Genomic DNA, 20,883 nt, shown 5'->3' on the forward strand with positions numbered 1-20,883 from the left:
CATGCGCGTACGTGGACGCCTGACGGGGGCCGGTCTCGCCATCGCAGCGGCGGCTGTGCTGTCGGGACTGGGCGCGACCGCGGCCAGTGCCCAGCCCGCCGACGCCATCGGCACCAAGGCCGAGGCGGCGAACGTCCCGGTCCATGTGACCACCCCCGCCTACATCCGGTCGGCGCCGCAGACCACCGGCGCCGTCTGGGGCACCGTCCAGTTCGGCGACAACTGGGACGCCATCTGCTTCACGGAGGGCGGTGACGCGAGCCTGAACGGCCGGACCAGCGACATCTGGGTCCAGCTCGACCAGTGGGGCCCGTCCAACGGCTTTGTGACCGAGCTGGCGCTGCAGAACGGCCACGCCGGCCTGCGGCCCTGCTGACCGGCCGAACGCGAAGGAGCCGGGCGGGCGCTCGAAGCGCCCGCCCGGCTCCCGGGGCCGTACCGCGGAGGGTCAGCCCGCGCTCAGCCCGCGCTCAGCCCGCGCGCAGCAGGGCCGCCACGATCGGGCCGGCCGTGTCGCCGCCGTGGCCGCCCTCGGGGACCACACCGGCGGCCGCGACGTCGTCGCGGTACGCGCTGAACCAGCCGTTCGGCTTCTCCTGGTTGTCCACCTCGGCCGAGCCGGTCTTGGCGCCGAAGTCACCGCTCATCCCGGCCATCGCCTCGGCGGCGGTGCCCGAGGTGGCCGTCAGCCTCATCAGCTTCTTCAGCTGGTCGTGGGTGCTGGACTTCATCGTCCTGCTCGCCTTGGCCAGCGTCCGGTCGTCCAGCGACGGCGAGACCAGGTACGGCTGGTGGAAGGTGCCGGTGGTGGCGGTGGCCGCGACCGACGCCATGTTGAGCGGGTTCATCCGCACGCCGCCCTGGCCGATCAGCGAGGCGGCCTTGGAGGCCGCGGACTGCACCGGCACCGCGCCGTCGAAGGTGGGCACGCCGGTCTGCCAGTTGAGCCCGATGCCGAAGACGTCCCGGGCCTCCTTGCTCAGATCGTCGTCCTTCAGCTTCCCCGCCTGGCTGATGAAGGCCGTGTTGCAGGAGCGGGCGAAGCTCTGCTCGAAGGTGCCGTTCTTGATCTCGAACTTCTTGTCGTTCTGGAACTTCCAGCCGCCGTACTTGAAGTACTTCGGGCACGGATGCGGCTTGCCGTACGCCGCCAGACCCTTGTCCATCAGCGTCGTCGAGGTGATGATCTTCATCGTCGAGCCGGGCGCGTACGAGCCCTGGAAGGCGGTGTTGAAGCCGCTCGCGGGGGAGTTGGCCAGCGCGAGGATCTCACCGGTGCTGGGCTTGACCGCGACCACCGACGCCTTGGTGCGCTTGCTCACCTGCTGCTCGGCGGTGCGCTGGAGCGATGCGTCGATCGTGGTGCGGAGCGTGCCCGGGGTGCCTTTGGAGAGCACCTTGAGGGTCTTGTCGGGGGACTTGGAGCCCTTGGCGCGCTCGATCCAGGTCTCCACGCCCGCCTCGCCGCCCGCCTTCTTGCCGTACCGCTCGCGCAGCGCGGCCAGGGCGGTCTTGAGGGTCGGGTGCTCGGCGGCGGTCAGCTCCTTGCCGTCGCGGTCCACCGCCTTGATCGGCGGTGCCTCGGACGCGCCGGTCTTGAGCGTGTCGCCCTCGGCGAGGTCGGGGTGGACCACGGAGGGCTTCCAGGCGACGACCGGCTTGCCGGTCTTGGTGTCGCGGGTCACGGTCAGCGAGGATTCATACGTCCAGGGGACGCTCGCACCGCCGGAGGAGAGCTGGGCGTTGACCGAGAACGGCACCTTGGCGCCGCTCGCCTGCCCCGCGTCCAGCGCCACCTTGGCCACCTTGACCTTCGCGCGGTAGCCGCTCAGCGCCGTGGTGGCGGCGCCGCTGTCGTCCGTAAGGGCGGCGGCCTTCGCCGTCTCGCCCGCCGACCAGGCCGCCAGGAACGCGTGGGCGGTGGTCTTGACCTCGGCCGCGCTGGGCGGGCCGGTCTTCACCTTCTTCAGGGACGGCTTGTCGTCACTCGAGCCGGCGCTCGCACCGTCCTTCGGGCCGGCTGAATCGTCCTGGCCGCTGCCGCAACCGGCCACACCGACCATGGCGGCGAACACCGCACCGACGATCGCGGCTCTCGCGCCACTCCGCATTTCAGAACCCCCACACTGTGTTCTCGGTTCCCCTCATCAGTCGATGAGGGCCGCGGTGCCCGGCACTCTACCGGCACCACGTGAAGCCCCCGCGCCCTCACCGTAGGGGGCGCGGGGGCCGTGGCCGGATCCATGCGGTGGGCCCGGGGCCGGGCCGGGGTCAGATCCAGGTGTCGAGCCACATCCGGGCGCGCCAGGCGTCCATCGGCATCGTCTGGCCCGTGTAGAGCGGGAAGAAGTAGATGAAGTCCCGATTCCCGGACGCTTGCGTAGTCTGACCAGGTACTTTCCCTCTGGCCGGGCCGTTCCTAGGCGGCCTGGGCCGTCTCTGGGCCGTCCAGCGGCCTACCGGAGGCCCGATAGAGGGTGTCGACCGCCCGGCGGGTACGGCCCTCGCTGCTCGGCATCAAGTGAGTGTAGACACGCAGCGTGAACCCGGGGTCACTGTGCCCGAGGTACGTGCTCAGTGCCCGGATGCTCTCACCCGCGTCCAGCAGAACTGACGCGTAGAAGTGCCTGAGCGCGTGCATGCCATGCTCGCGCGCTGCCTGGTAGCGCTCGCCCTTCTCAGGCTCCGGTATGAAGCCAGCGGCGGCCAGAGCCGGTTTCCAGAGGTGATCATCGAAGTGGCTCGACCGCACGGCACGGCCAGCCTGGCCGGTGAAGAGCAACTCTTTCGTGACCGTGGGCCCGTCCGGCTTGAGCCACGGAAGGGTCACCTTCACGGCGGGGAACTGCTTCAGGTGCTGCTGGAGAGCGGCACCTACGACACGGGGGAGCGGCACGTCACGGAGCTTGCCGCGTTTCGGCGGCGCGAAGACGAACTTCCCTCGCACCCGCTTGAGCTGCTGCCGGACAGCAAGCCAGCCGCCGTCAAAGTCCACGTTGTCGATGGGTAGGCCGAATATCTCGCCCTGCCGCAGCCCACACCCCCCGCCCACGTCGACCATCGCGCTGTACCGCTCGGGCAGAGCGGCCCGGACGGCAAAGACCTGCTCTGGTGTCCACGGGACCACTTTTGACGGGCTTCCCTGGGGCCCTCTGACCGACTTGACCAGGCAGGGGTTCCGAGACATCAGACCGTCGTCCACAGCCGCGCTGAGGACGGCTGAGACGATCCCGAAGATGATCCGCCGATATGAAGCCGCCGGTACGGCGCTCTCCAGCTCGCTTAGCCAGGTCCGGATGTGTCCGGGCTGGAACGACGCCAGGGGGCGCGTCCCGATGTACGGGAAGGCGTGCAGACGCAGACGTCGTTCCGCCGAATCCTGGCTGTTGATGTCCGTGGTATGTGTCGAAAGCCACTGTTCCCCGTACTGCTGGAACGTCATGCGTGCGGCGCGGGGGTCGATGTATTGCCCGCGCGACATGTCGGCGGCGATCTGCACGAGCCACTGTTCCGCCAGACGCTTCTGTTTGTCCGGGAATGACTTGCTCTTCTCGGTACCGTCCGGACCGACGTACCGGGCGCGGTAGCGCATGCCGGTGCTGTGGCGGTCGGTCTTGACGCGGCGGGTTTTCCCGCCCTGGTCGGTCTCGATCTTGAACCAGCGATCTTGGATGTGACCTGCCATGCGGCGGTCCCTTCTCTGGGCAGAGCAGGGCAGGGGTGGGGCCGCACGGCCCCGCCCCTGCTGGTGTGGAGGTCTTCGGTTGGCTCTGGTGTCAGGCGGCCTCTTCGGCGGCCGTGCGTGTGTCCTGCCAGCGCTTGACGGCGGCGGGGTCGTATCGCACGTGCTTGCCGACGCGGAATCCGGGCGGGCCGATGCGCTTCTTGCGCCAGGCGTAGACGGTCTCTTTCGAGACTTCGAACATCTCGGCGATGTCGTCGGGGGTGAGGTAGCGATCCGGGAGTCCGGCCCGCAGTGCGGTGATGGCGGCTGCCTCTGTCATGTGGCGGTTCCTCCTACGCAGCGCGGCGGTCGGGGCGTTGGCCCCCTTCTCAGACATCCGCTACATCCGCTACATCCGCTACACAGCAGGTCAGGGGCCTGTTCCGTGTAGCGGATGCGTGGGATGTAGCGGATAGGTGCCGCTATGCGCTGCGGGCGGCGGTGGAGGCCGTAGCGGTTCCGGCGGGGATGTAGCGGATGCCGGGCAGCTCTTCCGCTACATGTGCACCAGCGCTGACCTGGGGTGTAGCGGCTGTAGCGGCTGTAGCGGACTTCTCCGGGGCCGGGGGGCAGTAGCGAAGCCAGGCGTCGGCGAGATCTTCGGCGTAGTAGCCCTTGGGCACCCCGCCGGCCGTGCGGATGGAGCGGGGCCGGATGGGCTTGTTGGCCGCGGTGACGTACTCGCCCAGCATCTTGGACAGCACGCGGGCGGTGAGCTCCTTGCCGTTGCCGTCCATGTCGCCCCAAGCGGCGTCTTCGATCGTGTGGAGGCATTCCAGGATCGCGGCGGTGGGCATGCGGTCCGCGCCGCAGAACACCTTGTCGCGCAGGTCGGTGAGCAGTTGCACGCCTACGGACGCCTTGTCGCCCTCCTTGGCCGCGGCGACCAGTTCGAGGCATGCGGCGCGGGCCCGCTCGGGCCAGTGGCCACCGGCCGCGTCGGCGATGGCGAGCAGGGGCTCCCATACGTCCGCGGGCCGGTCGCTGATGCCCGCGGGCAGCTCCGGCCACGCGTTCTCCACCTGGTCGCGCACCTGGTCGGCCCACTTGGCGAGCCGGTCCCGCAGAGCGTGTCCCTGCTTCTCGTGGATGCGCTGCCTGTAGGGCGAGATCTTCTCGTTGGGGGCGCGCTTGCGCATGCGGATGATGACCGAGCGGGTCAGGATCGTGTCCGGGAGCGAGCCGAGTCCGGCCATGGCCACGGCACAGAAGGTCTGGAACTCGGTCGCTTCCTGGTTGGAGCCGTCGCCGACGCAGCGCAGGACGCCGACGCCCCGGCGGTGTCCTGCGTTGATGAAGCCCCGCAGGGACTCGTTGTCCCCGGCCTTGGGGCCGAAGATGGTGTCTACCTCATCGAACAGGACCGTGGGCAGGTTGTCGGTGTCGCCGACGGCTCGGTACATGGCGTTGGCGGTGGCGTGCGCGGCCACGAGCCGGTTGGGTACCAGCGTCTCCACGATCTCCAGCGCGCGGGACTTGCCCGAGCCGGGCTCGGGGGATAGGAACGCGATCCTGGGGGTGGAGTCGAAGGCGCTGATGAGGTGCGCGTGGGCGTCCCACAGCGTGACGGCCACGTACGCGTGCTCGCTGGGGAAGACGTTGAAGCGCCGGTGGTGGCGCTCGACCTCATCGAGCAGGGCCGCACCATCAATCGGCTCGGGTGTGGTGGTGGAGGTCATGCGGCGGTCGCACCTTCCTGGGGAGTGCGGAGCGGGCAGGTGGTCTTGTGGGCTTCGTGGTCGGAGATGAGGGCGAGCACCCTGCGTCGGCCGACCGCGCTGCGGTCGCGTCCGCACGCGCATTTCGAGGTGGCGGTGGGGGTGGCTCGCCGGTCCGGCGGGGCGGTGATGTGGAGCCACGCGACGGGGTACCGGCCGTCGCCCTTCTGCTCGTCAGAGCGAAGAGCAGAAGGGACGGCCTTACGGCCGACGACTTTCGGCGCGCTACGGCCGGATGCGGCCGGGGCCGGTTCGGCGGTGCACGGTCCCGTCGTGCTGTGAGGCTGGCCTTCCAAGGAGGGATGGGATCGGGCGCTCATGCCGCATCCCGGGGCCGCGCCTTACGGATGGAGCTGTCCAGAGCGCTGCGGATCGTGGCGCGGCACTCGGCCGCGGTGAGTCCCCCCGTCTCTCCCGCCCCTTGGAATGCCTCCTCCACCACGTGCCGGGGGATGTCGCCCCACGCGACGAAGCGCCCCACCTTGAAGGCACACCGGTTGAGAGTGGTGTTGCGCTGCTTGTCCGGCGCCGTGATGACCACGGCACACTCCTGCTCCAGCGCGGCCAGGGCTGCACGGCCCCCGTTGACCGCCGGGAGCTTGAGCGGCCCGGCAGGACGGGCGGGAGCCGGTTGGAGCAGCCGCAGCAGCCACGCGGGCAACGGGGCGACCACAGAGCCGTCTGTGGCCTCATACGGTCCGGCAGGGATGACGCTGCCCGCGGCGACCACGTACCCGCCCCAGGCACGGGTATCGACCAGAGGCGCGATGGTGCCTGCGGTATTGGTCAGCCGGACGCCGGGCGGCGCGGTGAAGTACAGGTGTGTTCCACCGCTCGCGGTCCGGGTGCGGTAGGTGGTGGGCACGGCGTGTCCGGCGCGCTCGCAGAGCGCCGCAAAAGTCGTCGCGCCGCAAGGCGCGTCCGAACTGCTCTTGTCCTTGGGCACGTCGAGGTCGACCACGACCAGCCCGGACGGGCCGGTGGCGATGCCGACGTTGAACGGAGCGCGCGACCATGCGGCGCGGATGCGGCCGGGGTCGGTGGTAGCGCGCTGTTCCCACTTGCGGTGACCGGCGGCGCACTCACCGGTGCGGGCGCAGGCCGCCTCACCGTGCAGGACCGGGCGCTTGGTGCCGGCGCGGAGCGGGAAGACACGCCAACCGCGCTCGGCAGCGTCCAGGGCCGCACGAAGCAGCGCGGAGCGGGCTTCATGGGTCATGCTGGATACCTCCAACAGGTCTGTTGTGGACTGGTTGGCCGGGGCGACCGCGTGTCTTTGGCGAGAGGTGCGGTCGCCCCGGGCGTGGTCAGAAGGGCGGTTCGTCGCTGTAGCCGGGCCGGTTGCGGCGGCGGAAGCGGCCGGTGTCGGCCCACTTCGGCAGCCGCAGCCTCACCAGCGGCAGGAACGGCGCACAGTCGCAGCCCTCGAAGTCCGGCTCTTCGGGGTCGCAGGCGCTGCCGGTCATCACCCAGCCGTCACCCCCGCAGGTGAGGCAGCCGGGGTCCGGCAGCCGGTGAACGCCGACCATGGGCCGTGGCCCGATAGGGCGCTTGCCGATCGGGTGAGAGAACCACGCCACGTGGTAGCGGATCTCCAGCCGTCGGCGGGCCAGGGAACGGCGGATCATGCGGTTCGCCCTTCAAGGTGTGCCGGATCCGGCACGAGGCTGACGGTGTGGATGTCGGTGAATCCCTCGGCGGCCAACTGCTCGGCTGTGGGGGTCATCTGGTGCAGCTCGCGCAGCACGTGCTGCGGGACCTGGCGGGCACGGTTGGTGTTGCGTGCATGGCAGATGTCCAGCGGCAGATCGAAGAGGATGGCCACGGCGGGGCGCTGGTAGTAGCGGGCGCGGGCGAGGAGTCCGGCGCGGACGTGGGGCAGCACGTTGGTGCTGTCCACGACGGTGGTCAGGCCGCGTGCGAGCCGGGCCTCCAGTAGGAGGTTTTGGATCTGGGCTGCGGTGGGGGTGGCGGACTGGTCGGCGGCGTCGTCGGTCGCCATCTGGCGGTAGTCGTCCAGGCACAGACGGCCGGTGGGGAAGTGACGGCGGGCGTAGGTGGTTTTGCCCGCTCCAGGGGGGCCGACCAGGGCGATGAGGCTTCCTGAGAGGTGCGGAGCTTCCATGTGACTGGCGTTCCTCACTTCTTGGAGTGGAAGAGCTTGAGGGTGATGCCGCCGACGCCGATGGGTCCGGCGGTGGCGCCGGCGATGGCGGTTGCGGTGTGGGTGGCGACGTCGAGCAGCCAGCACAGGGCGGCGGCCAGTCCCCAGCCTCCGGCGACGACCGCTCCGGCGATGGCGAACGGGATCAGGACGCGCTGCCACGGGAAGCCGGTCGGGTCGGTGTCGTTGACGACGATGACGACCGGCTGTCCGGTGGCCTGAGCGCGCTGGAAGACGTCGGCGGGTATGTGCGGGGCCATCTGGCCGGGTGGGGTGTGCTGGCTCATTTCTGGCTCCTTCGGCGTGTACCGCGGGCCCGCGCCGACAGGTGGCGCGGGCCCGTGCGGTGGGTGGTGTGCTTGTCGTCTCTCTTGTCGTGCGGCTTGTCGTCTGGCTTGTCGCTTGTCTTGTCTTGTCGCTTGTCGCCTCGCAGGTCACAAGCCGTTCCCGGGCCTCCTGACCCGCCCCGGGGGGCCTGTTGTTCGGTGCGGGCCGACAGGCGACAAGCGATCAGTTCTCGGGGGCGTGTTGGCGGTGGACGTAGCGGGCCTTGGTGCCCTCCCCGACCCGTACGGCGGTGCCGTTGTCCACCCATGTCTTGAGCCAGCCGACGACCGTCTGACGGGTCGTGCCGTGGGCGTCGGCGAGCGCGCGGGCGATGGCGGATGCTCCGGTGCCCTCGGTGCCGGCGGCGAGCAACAGCGCGAGCGCTTCCCGCTGCGCCGGGCTGTCCTGCTCACCCCGCAGCGCGGACAGGTTCAGCCCACCCCGATCAGCCGGGGGAGCGTCCGAGTCGGGGGCATTCGGGTCGGGAGCGGTGGCGAACTGGGCATCGATCTCGGCACGGAAACGGCGCAGCACCTCGTCTTCCGGCGAGTCCTGCCCGCTGTCCTGCTCGCCTTGCAGCGCGGACAACTTCAGCCCCGGCCCGGCAGGAGCGTTGTCGGCGCCCTCGTCGGTGCGGGGGGTGTGGTCGCGCATCCATCCGATCCGGTCGGCGTCCCAGCGGCGGGTGTAGGCGGGCCCGGCAGCCTTGGCGGACAGCTTGTCCAGGACGGGGTGCCGGTCGGATGTGGCGGCGATGATCTCCCGGATTTGGTTCGGCAGGACGCGCCAGGTCTTGAACAGCGCGGCCGGGGACTCCGGGGTGCCCATGAATCCTGAGCCCTTGTAGGGGGCTTGGTCCACGCGCAGGCCGCGGGTGCCGGGGAACATCTTGCTCAGGTCCATGCCCTCGGTCTCGCCGCCGGTGAGGGCGACGCGGACCTTGGCTTCCCGGCGGATCATCAGGTTGCCCAGGACGCTGCTGGTGGCTCCGAGCGCGGTCAGCACGGTGCGAAGGCCCATGGCGCGGGCGATCCGGATGACTTCCAGGATCTTCTCGCCGAGCTTGCGCATCTGCCGGTCGGTGCTGGCCAGGATCTCCGCGCCCTCATCGATGACGAGCATGATCTGAGGGATGGCCGGGCTGATCGGCAGCAGGTCCGTGTTCGCCTTGGCGAGCAGGTCCTGGTAGCCCATCTTGCGCTGCTTGGCGACCCGTACCGCCGCGTCCAGCATGGTCACGGCTTCGTCGTAGGTACCGGCGAGCCAGTCCACACCCGGCCGGACCGGCTTGCCCTCCGGGGTGTGGATCTCGCCGTTGAGTGCGGGCAGGACCCAGGGCAGGCCCGCCGAGCCGGCGTTGAGGTCGATCACCCACGTGAGCATGTCTTCGGCGCGGGCGAATCCGGCGAGGATCGCGTGAACCATGTTGGTCTTGCCCGATCCGGTCGGGCCGACGACCAGCGCGCACTGTTCGCGCAGGTACGCGCGGATCTGGTCGGCGTTGGTCCGGTAGCCCCACGGGATGCCCGTCATCACCGACAGCGGCCCGTAGTCGGCTGGGTAGGTGCGTTCCTCTTCCAGGACGTTGACGGTGGTGACGTCCATGATGGTCCGGCCCTGGTGGATGCCGGGGGCGGCGGTGGCGGTGCAGCCGTGCGGCAGCCGGGCATCAGCGGAGAGCTGCACGGAGTACTGGGCGATGCGGTCGTAGGTGATGCCGCCCTGCGGTTCCAGGTCCAGGGAGTACCCGGCCCCGGTCTCCCACTTCTCCACGCCGAGCACGCGCACGGTGATGTTGCAGATCCGCCGGATCCGCTCCACCCATTCCGCGGCGATCTCCCGGCGCTCTGCGGAGAGTTCTTGGGCGATCTGGCGCTGCTCGGCCGCGATGGCTTCCTCCTCACGGGCCTCCTCGAACAGGGCGGTGGACCGTGCGGCAGCGCCGATCCCGACCCCGATCGTGGCCAGCGACCCCAGGGCGGCCCAGGTCAGCGGGCCGTGGGTCATGGCCCACGTGGTCCACCCGGCCCCGACGAGCCAGGAGGCGGCGCGGGTGGCCAGGGTGCGGCCGGCGTTGCGCACGCGCAGCCCGACGACGGTGTGGCCGAGGGCGCCGGCGGCTCCGACCGCGAGTGCCCAGGTGGGTGGCATGGAGGTGGCGGCGCCGGTGGTGGCGACGGCGAAGGCTCCGGTGGTCGCGGACAGGGCGCCGGTCACGGGTCCGTGACCGGCAGCCCAGTCCAGCACCGGGCCACTGCGCTGCTGTTTGGCGGTGGCGGTGCTGCTCATCTTTAGACGTTCCAGCCCTTCTCTGCCTGGTGGCCGTTGCGGGGGTCCTCGTGGCGGGCGATGTCCTGTGCGTGGACCTGCCGGAACAGCGGGCCCATGTCCTCGGCGACGGCGACGGTGCTCATCAGGGCGCCGAAGATGTCGTTGAAGCCGGACGCGACCTCCTTCTCCAGCGGGAACTCGCCATCGGAGCGCTCGGCGAGGATCTTCATCACGTTCGCCACGCTGGTCAGCGCGGCCGGGAGCCCCTCGACCATGGCCAGGATCTCCATGGCGTTGTCGGGGTCGTAGGAGTGGGCGGCCTGCTCCATCTCGGCCGCGGTCTCTTCGAACTGGAAACCGGACACGTGCTCTCCTTCACTCACCTGGGTCTGGGGTGTGGTGCCGGTGGGAACCTTGGCCGCGGGCCGCTCCACGCTGTCCGCGACGTCTTCCGTGCCGTCCTCGGTGGCCTCCGCGTCGGCGGCGTCCTCCTGCTCGCGCAGGTTCTGACGGGTGGTCTCGTCCCGTGCGACGCGCTGCTCGGTGGCCGTGCGGACCATCCGCCAGTACAGGCGGCGACCGGGGTACATCAACCACGGGATATCGAACTTGCGGCCGAGCGGGGTGGTCAGGCAGCCCAGCAGACCCACCGGCAGGGCGAGCAGGGCCGCCATCAGGCGACGCCCGTGGAAGCGGGCCGCGGACCGCCGCAACGCCCGTCGGGCAGCCTTCCGGGCCGGGGCCTTACGGACTGCCGCCCGCTGCGCCGCCACATCGGCGCCGGTCTTGGCATCCCGCCGGGCGCGGTGCTTGGCGATGGCCGCATCCCGCGCGGCACGAGCCTTACGGACGGCACCGCCCAGCAGGCCACCGCCGGAACTCCCGCGCTTGCCCAGCCGGTTGTTGCCGGCGGCGGCTTTGGCGTTGCGGCGGGCGTCGGCGACCGCGCGGCGGGCCGCGGTGGTCTGCGCCCGCTGGTCCCCGCGGGATCCGGCCGCGGCCTGCTGCGAGGCCCGCAGACCCCGTATCTGCCCGACCCTGCCAGCGCTCTTCCCCGCGCTGCCGGATGCGTGCTGGGACGCGCCGTGTCCGGCCTTGCCCAGGGTCTTGCCGCTGGTGGACGCGCCACCGTGGCGTGCGGCGGGGCGGTTGCCGGATCGGTGCCGCCCCGGCATAGCGCCCGTGCGGCCCGTACGAGAGCCACCCGGACGGCTCCCCATCCGGCCACCGCCGAACGTGCCGCTACGGTGCAGGCCCGCAGTGCGGGCAGCGCTACGGCCGGCGGCGCGGGCGGCGGTCCGCCGGGCGGTCCGGCGGGGGTTGGGTTTGCGGGAGCGGGCGGCGGCCACGGTGGCCAGGACGACGGCGCCGGTGGCGGCGACCATGGCGCCGACCGGTCCGCCGACCAGGCCGGCGGACGCGACCGCGCCGATCGTGGTGTTCGCGCTGGCCGTAGCCAGCGGCACCACGGGCCACCCGCCCGGGGTGTGCTCCACCCCGGACGCAGCGGCGGGGGCCGGGGTGGGTGTCGGCTCGGGTGGTTTCTCGACCGGCGGCGCGGTAGCGGTCTGGGGGGCTGCTACCGCTTCGGTGCTGGTGTCGGTCATGCTGACAGCACTCCTTGTCTGAAGGGAGCGCAGAGCCCGGACGCACGCTTTGGCCGGCCGCGTCCGGGCGACTGCTGAAACAGGGATGGCGCAGGACTACTGGTGACGCGGGTGGGCGGCGGCGATCTCCTGCCACCGGCGGGACTCGCAGCGCTGGCGCCGGTCAGCCGGACCATGAAGTCGCAGCCGCGGTCCGGGCAGCGGTGCGTGACCGCGCGGGAGACGCCCGTGAGCTGGTGGATGGTGTCGCGGAAGGCCAGTCGGGTTGGTCAGGCGGCGCGCTGTTCCTCGGGGAAGGCGCAGGTCACACACAGGCCGAGCGAGGTCGGGATGCAGTACCCGGCATCGGTCCGGCAGGCGGGGCAGGTGCGGCGGGCGAGCATTGCCGCGGCGAGCGCCGCGGACTTCGCGGCCGTCATCGGCCGCACCTGCTTGGCCTGGTCCAGCCGGTACAGGAACGCGATCTGCGTCCCCCCGGCGCGGCGGTTGGCGCGCATGATCTGTGCCTGTATCGGCTGCCCGCCGGGACGCAGCCCGCGGGCGCGTAACTGGCGCCTGGTGGCCAGCCCGTCGGGGGCGAGGCGCCAGGGGAAGGTGGGGATGCCGTAGCGGGCGCCGGTGGGGTCGTAGCACTTGCCGAATGCCGGGGACATCAGACCGCCACCGGCTCACGCGCGTGGTCGTGGTCGGTGGTCTCGGGGCCGGCTGCCTGGTCCCGAAGGCGCTGGTAGATCTTGTGGACGTAGGAGGTGGAACGGGTGGATTTCCGTGCCGCCTCGGTGATCGTCTCCCCCATCACCCAGCACGTACGGATGACGTTCAACGCCTCATCCGCGGGCAGCTTCTCCGTCTCCGCGGCCTCGTCCTCGGCCGAGGTGGAAGCCTGGGGGATGGTGAGCTCATACACCCGGCGGTCACCGCAGATGACCAGCGGCGACGGCTCCACGGCCGCCGGGACCGGCACGGGAGCCGGGGCCGGGGCGGGCGGTGCGGGGACCGGGGTGGACACCGGGGGGACAGGGGTGGATTCCACCGGGGCGTCCACCGCTTCCACCTCAGCGCGCAGTTCGGCGATCTTGTCGAGGATCGCGCGCCGGTAGTGGGTGATCGCTTCGGCGAGAACGATCAGGAGGACAGGGGGGATGGAGTGGAGGACCAGCCCCGCCGGATCCACCTGCCGGGGAACGCCGAACGCCGCCCCTTCCGGCCACAGCGAGCCCCAGCAGTTCATGACCCAGGTGCCCAGACCGGCGAACCAGCGCAGCACCGAGGCCCAGCCGGAGGGGTTCACGCCGTACTCCGACAACCGGCCGTCCACGATCAGAACGGCCCCGAGCGCGACCGCGACCATGGGGTCCAGCAGCCAGGCGATCCAGGGCGAGACTTCGTGCTGGATGGCGAACATCGTGACGTTGGTCGCGGTGAACGCGAGCGCCACCACGGCCACCAGCACCAGGACCGTCGTCAGCCCCGACTGGAGCCGGTTCAACGCGTCGATCTGGACGCGCGGCGGGAGGGACCTGCCGTTCATACCGGGGCCCCCTTGCCTTCCCAGGGGGTGTAGGTGACCGGCTCGTCGGCGATCCAACGGTCCAGAAGCTCGGCAGCCCTCGCGATGTCGTGGTCCTGCTCCAGGACACAGGCCAGGATGATCCGCGCATGGGCCGCTCGGCTGATCAGAAGCGCGCGGTGTTCCCGTTCGGCTTCATCGGTGATGTCCGGCAGGGGCAGGTCCAGCGCGTCATGCACGGCCCGCAGCAGCGCCGTAACGGCGTCCGCCTCAGCGGGGGCCGCCTTGGGGGTGATGGGCTCGCTCACAGCGCACCCCCGATCGCGATACCGGCCGCGATCACCAGCGGGATGGCCGCGTACCGGATCAGGTCGACCGCGGTCTGAAGCCGCTCGAACTTCGCGACCGCGATCCGGGAGAGCGTCACGATGGCCGCCGGGCGGCGGTCCTGGCGCATGTCCGCCCGCAGCTCCTCGGCCGTCAGACCAGCCCAGTAGGGGAACGAGCAGTGATCGGTCCCACCGAGGCGGGGGCGGACCGCGGCCAGCAGCACGCCGACCGAGGCCAGCAGCAGCACAACCGCCACCCCGCCGACCACCACCGCGACGACCGGGAGGGACAGCCCGGTCCCGGCGGTCCACAGACCGGCCATGACCGCGCCATCGAACGCCAGCAGTAAAGCGACCTTGTTGTCGGTCCGGGCCATCTCGGCCTTGACGTCCGCATACGCAACCGTCAGGTTCGCATCCTCCCGCGCATCCACCGCGGCGGTGGCGGTCGACGTCACAGGGGCGCTCACGCTCCCACCCCCGGCACGTTCATCGCGGCGGCGCGGTTCGAGAGTTCCCGCCGGGCGGCCAGCACTCGGCGACGGGCCCGGCGGATACGGCGCGCGTCCAGCTCGGAGACCGGCCGGTCAAGCGTCGTGATCTGCACGTCCAGCAGCTCGACTTCGGCTGTGATGAGCGGCATCTCAAGCTCGATGGCGTCCAGCTCCGCGGCGCTCGGCTCGCGGTCGGACAGGTTGGCCGTAACAGCGGCGTGAAGTGCACCGATGGACTTCATAGGTCGTGGTTCCTTCCAAGGTGGAACGGCCTAGAACAGCGGCCCCGGTGTTCGAGCACCGGGGCCGCGCGCCGTTCATGGGTGGAGTGCCCCGGGCCGGATTCGATCCGGCGCCCTTCACGGCGAGATGCCGGGGCTGGTCATGCGTCAGTGATGGCTGGCGCCATCGGTGGGCCAGATGACGGCGCGGACAGCGCCCTTGACCCGGTCGTCCTGGTGCCAGGTGAACTGGGCATGCAGGTGGGTCGCTCCGTCGCTGTCGGTGCGCTCGGGCCAGCGCCTCGCCCCCAGGTAGTCAGCCCAGGCGTCGAACGCGGCCCGCTGCTCAGCCGGGGTGCACGTCAGTCCGTGCGCGTCGCCGACCAGAGCACCAGTGGTCGCGATGATCCACTGAAGCGCCGGCAGTCCTTCCTGATGGCCGTGGGCGAGCATCGTCGTCAGCCCACGGACCGCCTCACGCTGCCAGCGGTACTCGTACGCGGCAGTGATCTCGCGGGCGGTCATCAGCGGCCACCCCGAGCCTGCGCGTCCCGCTCGCTGCGCCGGTTGGCCTCGGCTGCTTTGCGGGCCAGGTCCTCCCGCTCGGCCTCTGTCAGACTGGTGATCACAGGTTCCTCCACTCCAGGTGCCTGTACAGCGGGCCCCGGGGCGCAACCCGGGGCCCGCGCTGGTGTCGACCACTCCCTACGAGCAGCCACGGCCACCGGCGCGCACCATGCAGGCGAGCGCCGGTGACGGTGGTTCCTGGTAGAGCAGGCTTCACCGGCCCGCCGTTGCCACGGCTGACCGGTCCCGAGCCCGGATCGGGCGCGCCATCGTCTCTGCTCTGGCGCGACAACAGGGCAGCTCACCCGGATGACCGCCCGCCGCAAGACGAGCGTTCTACAGAGCCGAAATGCCGTACGTGCCACGCCGACGCGTGGCACCGCTGCCGACGGTCCTCACCCGGCCGTCACGGGAACGGGGACTCTCACCCCATCTCGATTCACTGTTCAGTTCTCAAAGAACGTCGCGGCTTCCTTTCGGCCGCCTTCACGCGCTGCCGTCCGGGCCTGGTTGAGCAGGTCAAACACGAGCGGATCCCCTTTCGGGGCCCCTCTGCGCCCCATCTGGTGCGCACCAGAAGACTTGCATCTGGTGCGCACCAGATGCAAGCCCCGAGATGCTGAAACTTCGGAACTCGCCATCTGTGCGCACCTCCAGGGAAGCGGTGTGGCCAACATTCGTGTAGCCAACAACGATTCACGCGAGCACTGTTAAGGCGTGGGTTAACCCCTGTGGACCTGCGGCGATATGAGGCATCCTGCTGTTGGAGGCGCCGAACTGATCTGGGGAGAGCGGTCCGTGTGAACGAGACCTTGAAGCTGGCGCGATTGCGGCGCGAGTGGTCGCAAGAACGACTCGTGCGCGAGATCGAGCGGCACGCGAAACAGCACCTGCTCGACGTGGCGTCGACGGCGAGCCTGCGGGTCTACGTGTCGGAGTGGGAGAACGGCAAGCGCACCATCTCGGCTCGGTATGCCACGATCCTCCGGGCGCTGCTCGGCCTCACTGACGGCGAGTTGCGCGGGACGGACGAGTCCGCTGTGTCGCTGCCCACGGCGGGAGGCTATGACGAGCTGGTCAGCCGTATTGACTCGGCGCGGACCATCGGCCTCGACATGGTGCAGCCCTTCATGGAGCAGACCGAGCTACTGCGGACCTTCGATCGTCAGATGGGCGCTGCGAGCCTGGTTGACCAGATGACAGGGCACCTTGCGAGGCTGGAAGACGCGCTCACGTTCGCGGTCCTCCCGGAAACGCGTCGCCCTGTGGCGCGGGCCCTCGCGGGCGCGGCCACGCTCGCCGCTTGGCAGGCGCTGGACGTGGGCGCGGTCGAACGAGCTTGGCGCCACTACGAGCTGGGCAAGCGGGCCGCCCAGGAGGCGGAAGAGCCGATGTACCTCGTGCACGCCATGGCGGAGCAAGCGAACGTGTTGCTCGACGCGGGACGGCCCGAACTCGCGGTGAGCGTCGTGCAGAACGCGCAGCGCGAGGCCAAGGGGCGGGTGTCGCCTCGACTGCAAGCATGGCTGCATGCCGCCGAGGCGGAGGTGTACGCACACACAGGGCAGCCCGACGAGTGCCGGCGGGCACTCGACAGGGCCGCAACCGCTCTGCCCGGAGGGGCGGAGGATCGCGACCCTGACATGTTGAGCATCTTCCTGAATGCCGGGCATCTCACCCGATGGCGCGGAAACCTGCTCGCCCTGGTTGGCGATGGCGAGGCGGTGGACAGCCTCTATCAAGCGCTTGACGTGATGGATCCGACTTTTGTACGCGCTTCGGCTGGTGTTCGGTGCGACCTGGCGCAAGCCCATCTCGCTCGGGGGGAATTCGACCAGGCGCAGGAGCATCTACGCGAAGCGCGGCTGTTGGCGGGCCGCACGGGGTCCGTGCGGCGCCGCCGTCGAATTGAACAGCTCACGCAGAGGCTGTAGAGCTGTTATCTCCTCGTGTCGCGAGGATATGAAGGAGGGCAACGAGGGTGCCCGATCCCATGAGGTCGCCGCGCGCCATGAGCTTCGGGATATCGGCTATCGGAACCCATTCGACATGTCCGGCTTCCTCAATGTCGGTGGGGTCCCCGATGCGTTGCGCGCCTCGCCCGACAAAGATTGCGTGCGGTGAATCCACCATGCCGACCATAGGCTGATAGGTGACGACGTGCTCAAGTGAGTCCGGCCGCCATCCAGTCTCTTCTTCGACTTCCCGCAGCGCCGTACGCTGGGCATCTTCCCCCGCATCCACGATGCCGCCCGGGAGCTCCCACCCCCATTCCTGCGGCACGAAGCGGTATCGCCAGAGCATCAGTACGCGGTCCTGGTCGTCTAGCACTGCCGCGATCGCGACGTGTTGAAGCCGCACGACGTGATGTTCGAAGCGTTCCACTCCCGGTGGCTCAACGTCCACCAAGTCGAGTTTCACCCAGCGGTTGTCATAGATGGTGCGTTCGCCGTGGATTTGCCAGGGCTCCAGTCCTTCCGGATTGCTGACACTCACCGCGTCGTTCGAATGGTTAGAACGCACAAAGTAGGAACTGCGTCCCCGGACTCCCAGGACTTTCTCTGTGACGAGTCGAGCCAGCACCGCACGCAGCGCAGTGCGTCCTATTTCGAGGTCATCAACGAGGGTGCGTTCCGACGGAAGCTTGTCGCCCGGCGACAGCTTCCCGGACGCGATCCATTCCCGGATCGTGCTGTACGCCCGCGCGGACTTAGGCCCCATCCCTTGAGCACACTCCCAATTCGTTTACTGGCGCGTACCAACGTCCTGACCAGGCTACGGCAGTGGTGACCACAGCGGGTGCGCTCCACTCTCCGGGCCGCCTGTGGGCCGTCCGGGGTCGACCAACGACGACCAACGACGACCAACAACGACCGGAGCGGCGAGCGCACCCGCGAGGTGTCATCACAGCTAGATCCAGGTATCCAGCCACATCCGGGCGCGCCAGGCGTCCATCGGCATCGTCTGGCCCGTGTACAGCGGGAAGAAGTAGATGAAGTTCCAGATGATCAGCAGGACGAGCGCGCCCGAGCCGACCGCCCCGATCACCCGGCGGGTCTCGCTCGCGCCCGGTGGCCCCAGCAGCGCGCCGATCATCATCGCCACCCCGAGGCACAGGAAGGGCACGAAGACGACGGCGTAGAAGGAGAAGATCGTCCGGTCCTGGTAGAGGAACCACGGCAGATAGCCCGCGGCGATTCCGCACAGGATCGCGCCCGCCCGCCAGTCGCGCCGCAGCGCCCACCGGAACAGCAGGTACAGCAGCGCGAAACAGCCCGCCCACCACAGCAGCGGGGTGCCGATGGCCAGCACCTCGCGGGCGCACTTCTCGGCGGCGTCCTTGGGGCAGCCCTCCTGGCCGGCCCGCGGGGACTCGTAGAAGTACGAGACCGGGCGGGACTGGACCATCCAGCTCCACGGATTGGACTGGTAGACATGCGGCGAGTCCAGGTTGACGTGGAACTTGTAGACCTCGGACTCGTAGTGCCACAGGCTGCGCAGCGGGTTGAGCAGCCAGTCGAAGGTGCCGCCGGTGCCGTAGCCGCCGCCGCCGTCGGACTTGCCGGACTCGGCCCAGTGGCGGAAGTAGCCGCTGTGCCGCCAGCCGCGCCCCTCGTCGTAGCTGCCGCTCGAGGTGAACCAGCCCGACCAGGAGGCGATGTACGTGAGGATCGCCACAGGCACCAGTGAGACGAACGCCCAGCCCAGATCGCGCCGCAGCACCGCCCGGTAGGGGCGGAGGGCGCCCGCGGTGCGGCGGCTGCCCACGTCCCACAGGACGGTCATCAGGCCGAAGGCCGCCAGTACGTACAGCCCGTTCCACTTGGTGCCGATGGCCAGGCCCAGCAGCACCCCGGCCGCGATCCGCCACGGCCGCGCGCCCAGCTTCAGGCCCCGGGCGACCGCCGGGTCCGGCCGCGCCACGCCGTCCTCACCGGCCGGCAGCGCCGCCGCCAGCCTGGCGCGCGCCCGGTCCCGGTCGACGAGCAGACAGCCGAAGGCGGCCAGCACGAAGAACATCACGACCAGGTCGAGCAGCGCCGTGCGGCTCATCACGTAGTGCAGCCCGTCCACGGCCATCAGCGCGCCCGCGAGGCAGCCGAGGAACGTCGACCGGAACAGCCGCCGCCCGATCCGGCACAGCATCAGCACCGACAGGGTGCCGAGCACCGCGACCATGAACCGCCAGCCGAACGGATGCAGCCCGAAGAACTGCTCGCCGAGCCCGATGACCCACTTGCCCACCGGCGGGTGCACCACATACGAGGCCGCGTCGCTGAGCGGGATGTGCTGCGGGGCGTCGAGAATCCGGTCGTTGGCGGATTTCGGCCACGTGCCCTCGTAGCCGTACTCCCAGATCGACCAGGCGTCCTTGGCGTAGTACGTCTCGTCGAATATGACGTTGTCCGGGCTGCCCAGATGCCAGAAGCGGGTCAGCCCGGCGCACAGCGCGACCAGCAGCGGACCGCCCCAGCCGCTCCAGCGGGCGATTCTGGCCGCCGCCGAGGGGGTCGCGCCGAGGATCTCCCAGAGCCGGGTGCCCGGCTCCGCGTACGGCGGGACCAGCCGCTCCCGTACGCCGGGCCTGGTCTGGCCCGCGTATCCGAAACGGCGCAGCCGGCGCTGCCAGGCCGGCGGCTGGTGGCCGGTGGCTTTGCCCGGCTGGGCGTGGGTCGCGGTGTCACTGCTCACCGGGCCATCGTAGGGAAGCGGTCTGTGAGTGTGGCGGGGAAAGGTGGCGAACGGGGATTCGTGCCCGGGGCGGCGGCCTCGGGGCGGAGCCTGCGGCCGCCTGGGGGCCGGGCCCGTGGCTGGTCCCGGCCGACGCCGTGGCTGGTCCGGGCCGAGCCCGCGGCCGGTCCCGGGCGACGCCGCGGCCGGGCGCGGGGCCCGCCGCGCCCGGCTGCGAGGATGGGGGCGTGACTGGAACGCTCGTACTGGCAGGGACCCCCATCGGCGACACGGCGGACGCGCCCCCGAGGCTGGCCGCCGAACTCGTGGCCGCCGATGTGATCGCCGCCGAGGACACCCGGCGGCTGCGCCGCCTCACCCAGGCCCTGGACGTGCGCCCGGACGCCCGGGTGGTGTCCTACTTCGAGGGCAACGAGTCGGCCCGCACGCCCGAGCTGGTCGAGTCGCTGGCCGGCGGCGCCCGGGTGCTGCTGGTCACCGACGCGGGCATGCCGTCGGTCTCCGACCCCGGCTACCGGCTGGTGGCCGCCGCTGTGGAGCGCGGGATCACCGTGACCGCCGTGCCCGGCCCGTCCGCGGTGCTCACCGCGCTGGCCGTGTCCGGGCTGCCGGTGGACCGCTTCTGCTTCGAGGGGTTCCCGCCGCGCAAGGCGGGGGAGCGGCTGACGCGGCTGCGCGAGGTCGCCGACGAGCGCCGCACCCTGGTCTGGTTCGAGGCCCCGCACCGGCTGGACGACACGCTCGCGGCCATGGCCGAGGTGTTCGGCCCGGACCGCCGCGCCGCGGTGTGCCGGGAGCTGACCAAGACCTACGAGGAGGTGCGGCGCGGTCCCCTGGCCGAGCTGGCCGCCTGGGCGGCGGAGGGCGTGCGCGGCGAGATCACCATCGTGGTCGAGGGCGCCCCGGAGCCCGGCCCCGAGGAGGCGGGCCCCGCCGAGCTGGCCCGCCGGGTCGCGGTGCGCGAGGAAGCCGGTGAGCGCCGTAAGGAGGCCATCGCGGCGGTGGCGCAGGAGGCCGGGGTGCCCAAACGGCAGGTGTTCGACGCGGTCGTGGCGGCGAAGAACGCCGCCGGAAGCACGCCACGCGAAGGTAAAGCCCCGTAGCGAAAAGCAAAGCTCAGGTTAGTAGCCGGGCAGTTGCTCGCCAGTTTCTCCATCGCCGTTGCCAAATCTCGCTCAAAGAGAGGGAAGAGCCCGTGCGGTGGCGCCGGGAAAGGCGTCCACTGGTTGTGGAAGACCTGGGGCGATCCCATCCCGGAA

General features: G+C 70.5%; 21 protein-coding genes. 3 read left to right on the plus strand and 18 right to left on the minus strand.

Going from position 1 to position 20,883, the window contains the following annotated elements; translation table 11 throughout:
• Position 1 precedes the first annotated feature (1 nt).
• Complete coding sequence (locus JK364_RS32745; protein WP_201854978.1) at positions 2-376, plus strand: hypothetical protein; 375 nt, start codon at positions 2-4, stop codon at positions 374-376.
• Between the two features lie 94 nt (positions 377-470).
• Here the strand turns inward: JK364_RS32745 and JK364_RS32750 are convergent, their stop codons facing one another.
• From JK364_RS32750 to JK364_RS32825, 16 genes are all read right to left on the minus strand, one after another.
• The gene (locus JK364_RS32750) at positions 471-2,111 is read right to left on the minus strand and encodes a penicillin-binding transpeptidase domain-containing protein (protein WP_201854979.1); all 1,641 of its coding nucleotides are present in this window, start codon (positions 2,109-2,111) and stop codon (positions 471-473) included.
• A gap of 308 nt (positions 2,112-2,419) precedes the next feature.
• Positions 2,420-3,685, minus strand: coding sequence for a tyrosine-type recombinase/integrase (locus JK364_RS32755; RefSeq protein ID WP_201854980.1), 1,266 nt, complete (start codon positions 3,683-3,685; stop codon positions 2,420-2,422).
• A gap of 91 nt (positions 3,686-3,776) precedes the next feature.
• On the minus strand, positions 3,777-4,004 hold the full coding sequence (locus JK364_RS32760; protein WP_201854981.1) for a helix-turn-helix transcriptional regulator: 228 nt from the start codon (positions 4,002-4,004) through the stop codon (positions 3,777-3,779).
• A gap of 142 nt (positions 4,005-4,146) precedes the next feature.
• Complete coding sequence (locus tag JK364_RS32765) at positions 4,147-5,403, minus strand: DUF3631 domain-containing protein (RefSeq protein WP_201854982.1); 1,257 nt, start codon at positions 5,401-5,403, stop codon at positions 4,147-4,149.
• Positions 5,404-5,758: 355 nt separating this feature from the next.
• On the minus strand, positions 5,759-6,661 hold the full coding sequence (locus tag JK364_RS32770; protein WP_201854983.1) for a bifunctional DNA primase/polymerase: 903 nt from the start codon (positions 6,659-6,661) through the stop codon (positions 5,759-5,761).
• 88 nt (positions 6,662-6,749) lie between these two features.
• Positions 6,750-7,070 (minus strand): hypothetical protein, encoded by a 321-nt coding sequence (locus tag JK364_RS32775; protein ID WP_201854984.1) that lies wholly within the window; start codon positions 7,068-7,070, stop codon positions 6,750-6,752.
• The gene (locus tag JK364_RS32780) at positions 7,067-7,567 is read right to left on the minus strand and encodes an AAA family ATPase (RefSeq protein ID WP_201854985.1); all 501 of its coding nucleotides are present in this window, start codon (positions 7,565-7,567) and stop codon (positions 7,067-7,069) included. The genes JK364_RS32775 and JK364_RS32780 overlap by 4 nt, the downstream gene beginning before the upstream one ends.
• Before the next feature lie 14 nt (positions 7,568-7,581).
• On the minus strand, positions 7,582-7,893 hold the full coding sequence (locus tag JK364_RS32785) for a hypothetical protein (RefSeq protein ID WP_201854986.1): 312 nt from the start codon (positions 7,891-7,893) through the stop codon (positions 7,582-7,584).
• A gap of 223 nt (positions 7,894-8,116) precedes the next feature.
• Complete coding sequence (locus JK364_RS32790; protein ID WP_201854987.1) at positions 8,117-10,222, minus strand: hypothetical protein; 2,106 nt, start codon at positions 10,220-10,222, stop codon at positions 8,117-8,119.
• Positions 10,223-10,224: 2 nt separating this feature from the next.
• A complete protein-coding gene (locus JK364_RS32795) occupies positions 10,225-11,811 on the minus strand; it encodes a hypothetical protein (RefSeq protein WP_201854988.1) in 1,587 nt (528 codons plus the stop codon).
• Between the two features lie 269 nt (positions 11,812-12,080).
• Complete coding sequence (locus JK364_RS32800; protein WP_201854989.1) at positions 12,081-12,464, minus strand: RRQRL motif-containing zinc-binding protein; 384 nt, start codon at positions 12,462-12,464, stop codon at positions 12,081-12,083.
• Positions 12,464-13,342: a hypothetical protein gene (locus tag JK364_RS32805; protein WP_201854990.1), complete on the minus strand. Its 879-nt coding sequence runs from the start codon at positions 13,340-13,342 to the stop codon at positions 12,464-12,466. Before JK364_RS32805 ends, JK364_RS32800 begins: the two co-directional genes overlap by 1 nt.
• On the minus strand, positions 13,339-13,629 hold the full coding sequence (locus JK364_RS32810; protein WP_201854991.1) for a hypothetical protein: 291 nt from the start codon (positions 13,627-13,629) through the stop codon (positions 13,339-13,341). Before JK364_RS32810 ends, JK364_RS32805 begins: the two co-directional genes overlap by 4 nt.
• A complete protein-coding gene (locus JK364_RS32815) occupies positions 13,626-14,120 on the minus strand; it encodes a Pycsar system effector family protein (RefSeq protein ID WP_201854992.1) in 495 nt (164 codons plus the stop codon). Before JK364_RS32815 ends, JK364_RS32810 begins: the two co-directional genes overlap by 4 nt.
• Entirely contained in the window at positions 14,117-14,386 is a 270-nt protein-coding gene (locus JK364_RS32820) for a DUF6284 family protein (protein WP_201854993.1), read from the minus strand. Before JK364_RS32820 ends, JK364_RS32815 begins: the two co-directional genes overlap by 4 nt.
• A gap of 147 nt (positions 14,387-14,533) precedes the next feature.
• The gene (locus JK364_RS32825) at positions 14,534-14,890 is read right to left on the minus strand and encodes a hypothetical protein (RefSeq protein WP_201854994.1); all 357 of its coding nucleotides are present in this window, start codon (positions 14,888-14,890) and stop codon (positions 14,534-14,536) included.
• Positions 14,891-15,732: 842 nt separating this feature from the next.
• On the opposite strand from JK364_RS32825, the gene JK364_RS32830 reads away from it, so the two are divergent.
• The gene (locus JK364_RS32830) at positions 15,733-16,866 is read left to right on the plus strand and encodes an NsdA family TPR-like regulatory protein (RefSeq protein WP_504942121.1); all 1,134 of its coding nucleotides are present in this window, start codon (positions 15,733-15,735) and stop codon (positions 16,864-16,866) included.
• Here JK364_RS32830 and JK364_RS32835 read toward each other — a convergent pair.
• Both JK364_RS32835 and JK364_RS32840 read right to left on the minus strand, forming a co-directional pair.
• Positions 16,850-17,653: an NUDIX domain-containing protein gene (locus tag JK364_RS32835; RefSeq protein WP_201854995.1), complete on the minus strand. Its 804-nt coding sequence runs from the start codon at positions 17,651-17,653 to the stop codon at positions 16,850-16,852. The genes JK364_RS32830 and JK364_RS32835 overlap by 17 nt on opposite strands.
• 189 nt (positions 17,654-17,842) lie before the next feature.
• Positions 17,843-19,624 carry a dolichyl-phosphate-mannose--protein mannosyltransferase gene (locus JK364_RS32840; protein WP_201854996.1) on the minus strand — a complete coding sequence of 594 codons (1,782 nt, stop codon included), beginning with the start codon at positions 19,622-19,624 and terminating at the stop codon, positions 17,843-17,845.
• A 227-nt stretch (positions 19,625-19,851) separates the two neighbouring features.
• On the opposite strand from JK364_RS32840, the gene rsmI reads away from it, so the two are divergent.
• Complete coding sequence (gene rsmI / locus JK364_RS32845; protein WP_201854997.1) at positions 19,852-20,727, plus strand: 16S rRNA (cytidine(1402)-2'-O)-methyltransferase; 876 nt, start codon at positions 19,852-19,854, stop codon at positions 20,725-20,727.
• Positions 20,728-20,883: the final 156 nt, after the last annotated feature.

Origin of the sequence: Streptomyces endocoffeicus (genome assembly GCF_016741935.1) — a bacterium.
Taxonomy (GTDB): Bacteria; Actinomycetota; Actinomycetes; order Streptomycetales; family Streptomycetaceae; genus Streptomyces; species Streptomyces endocoffeicus.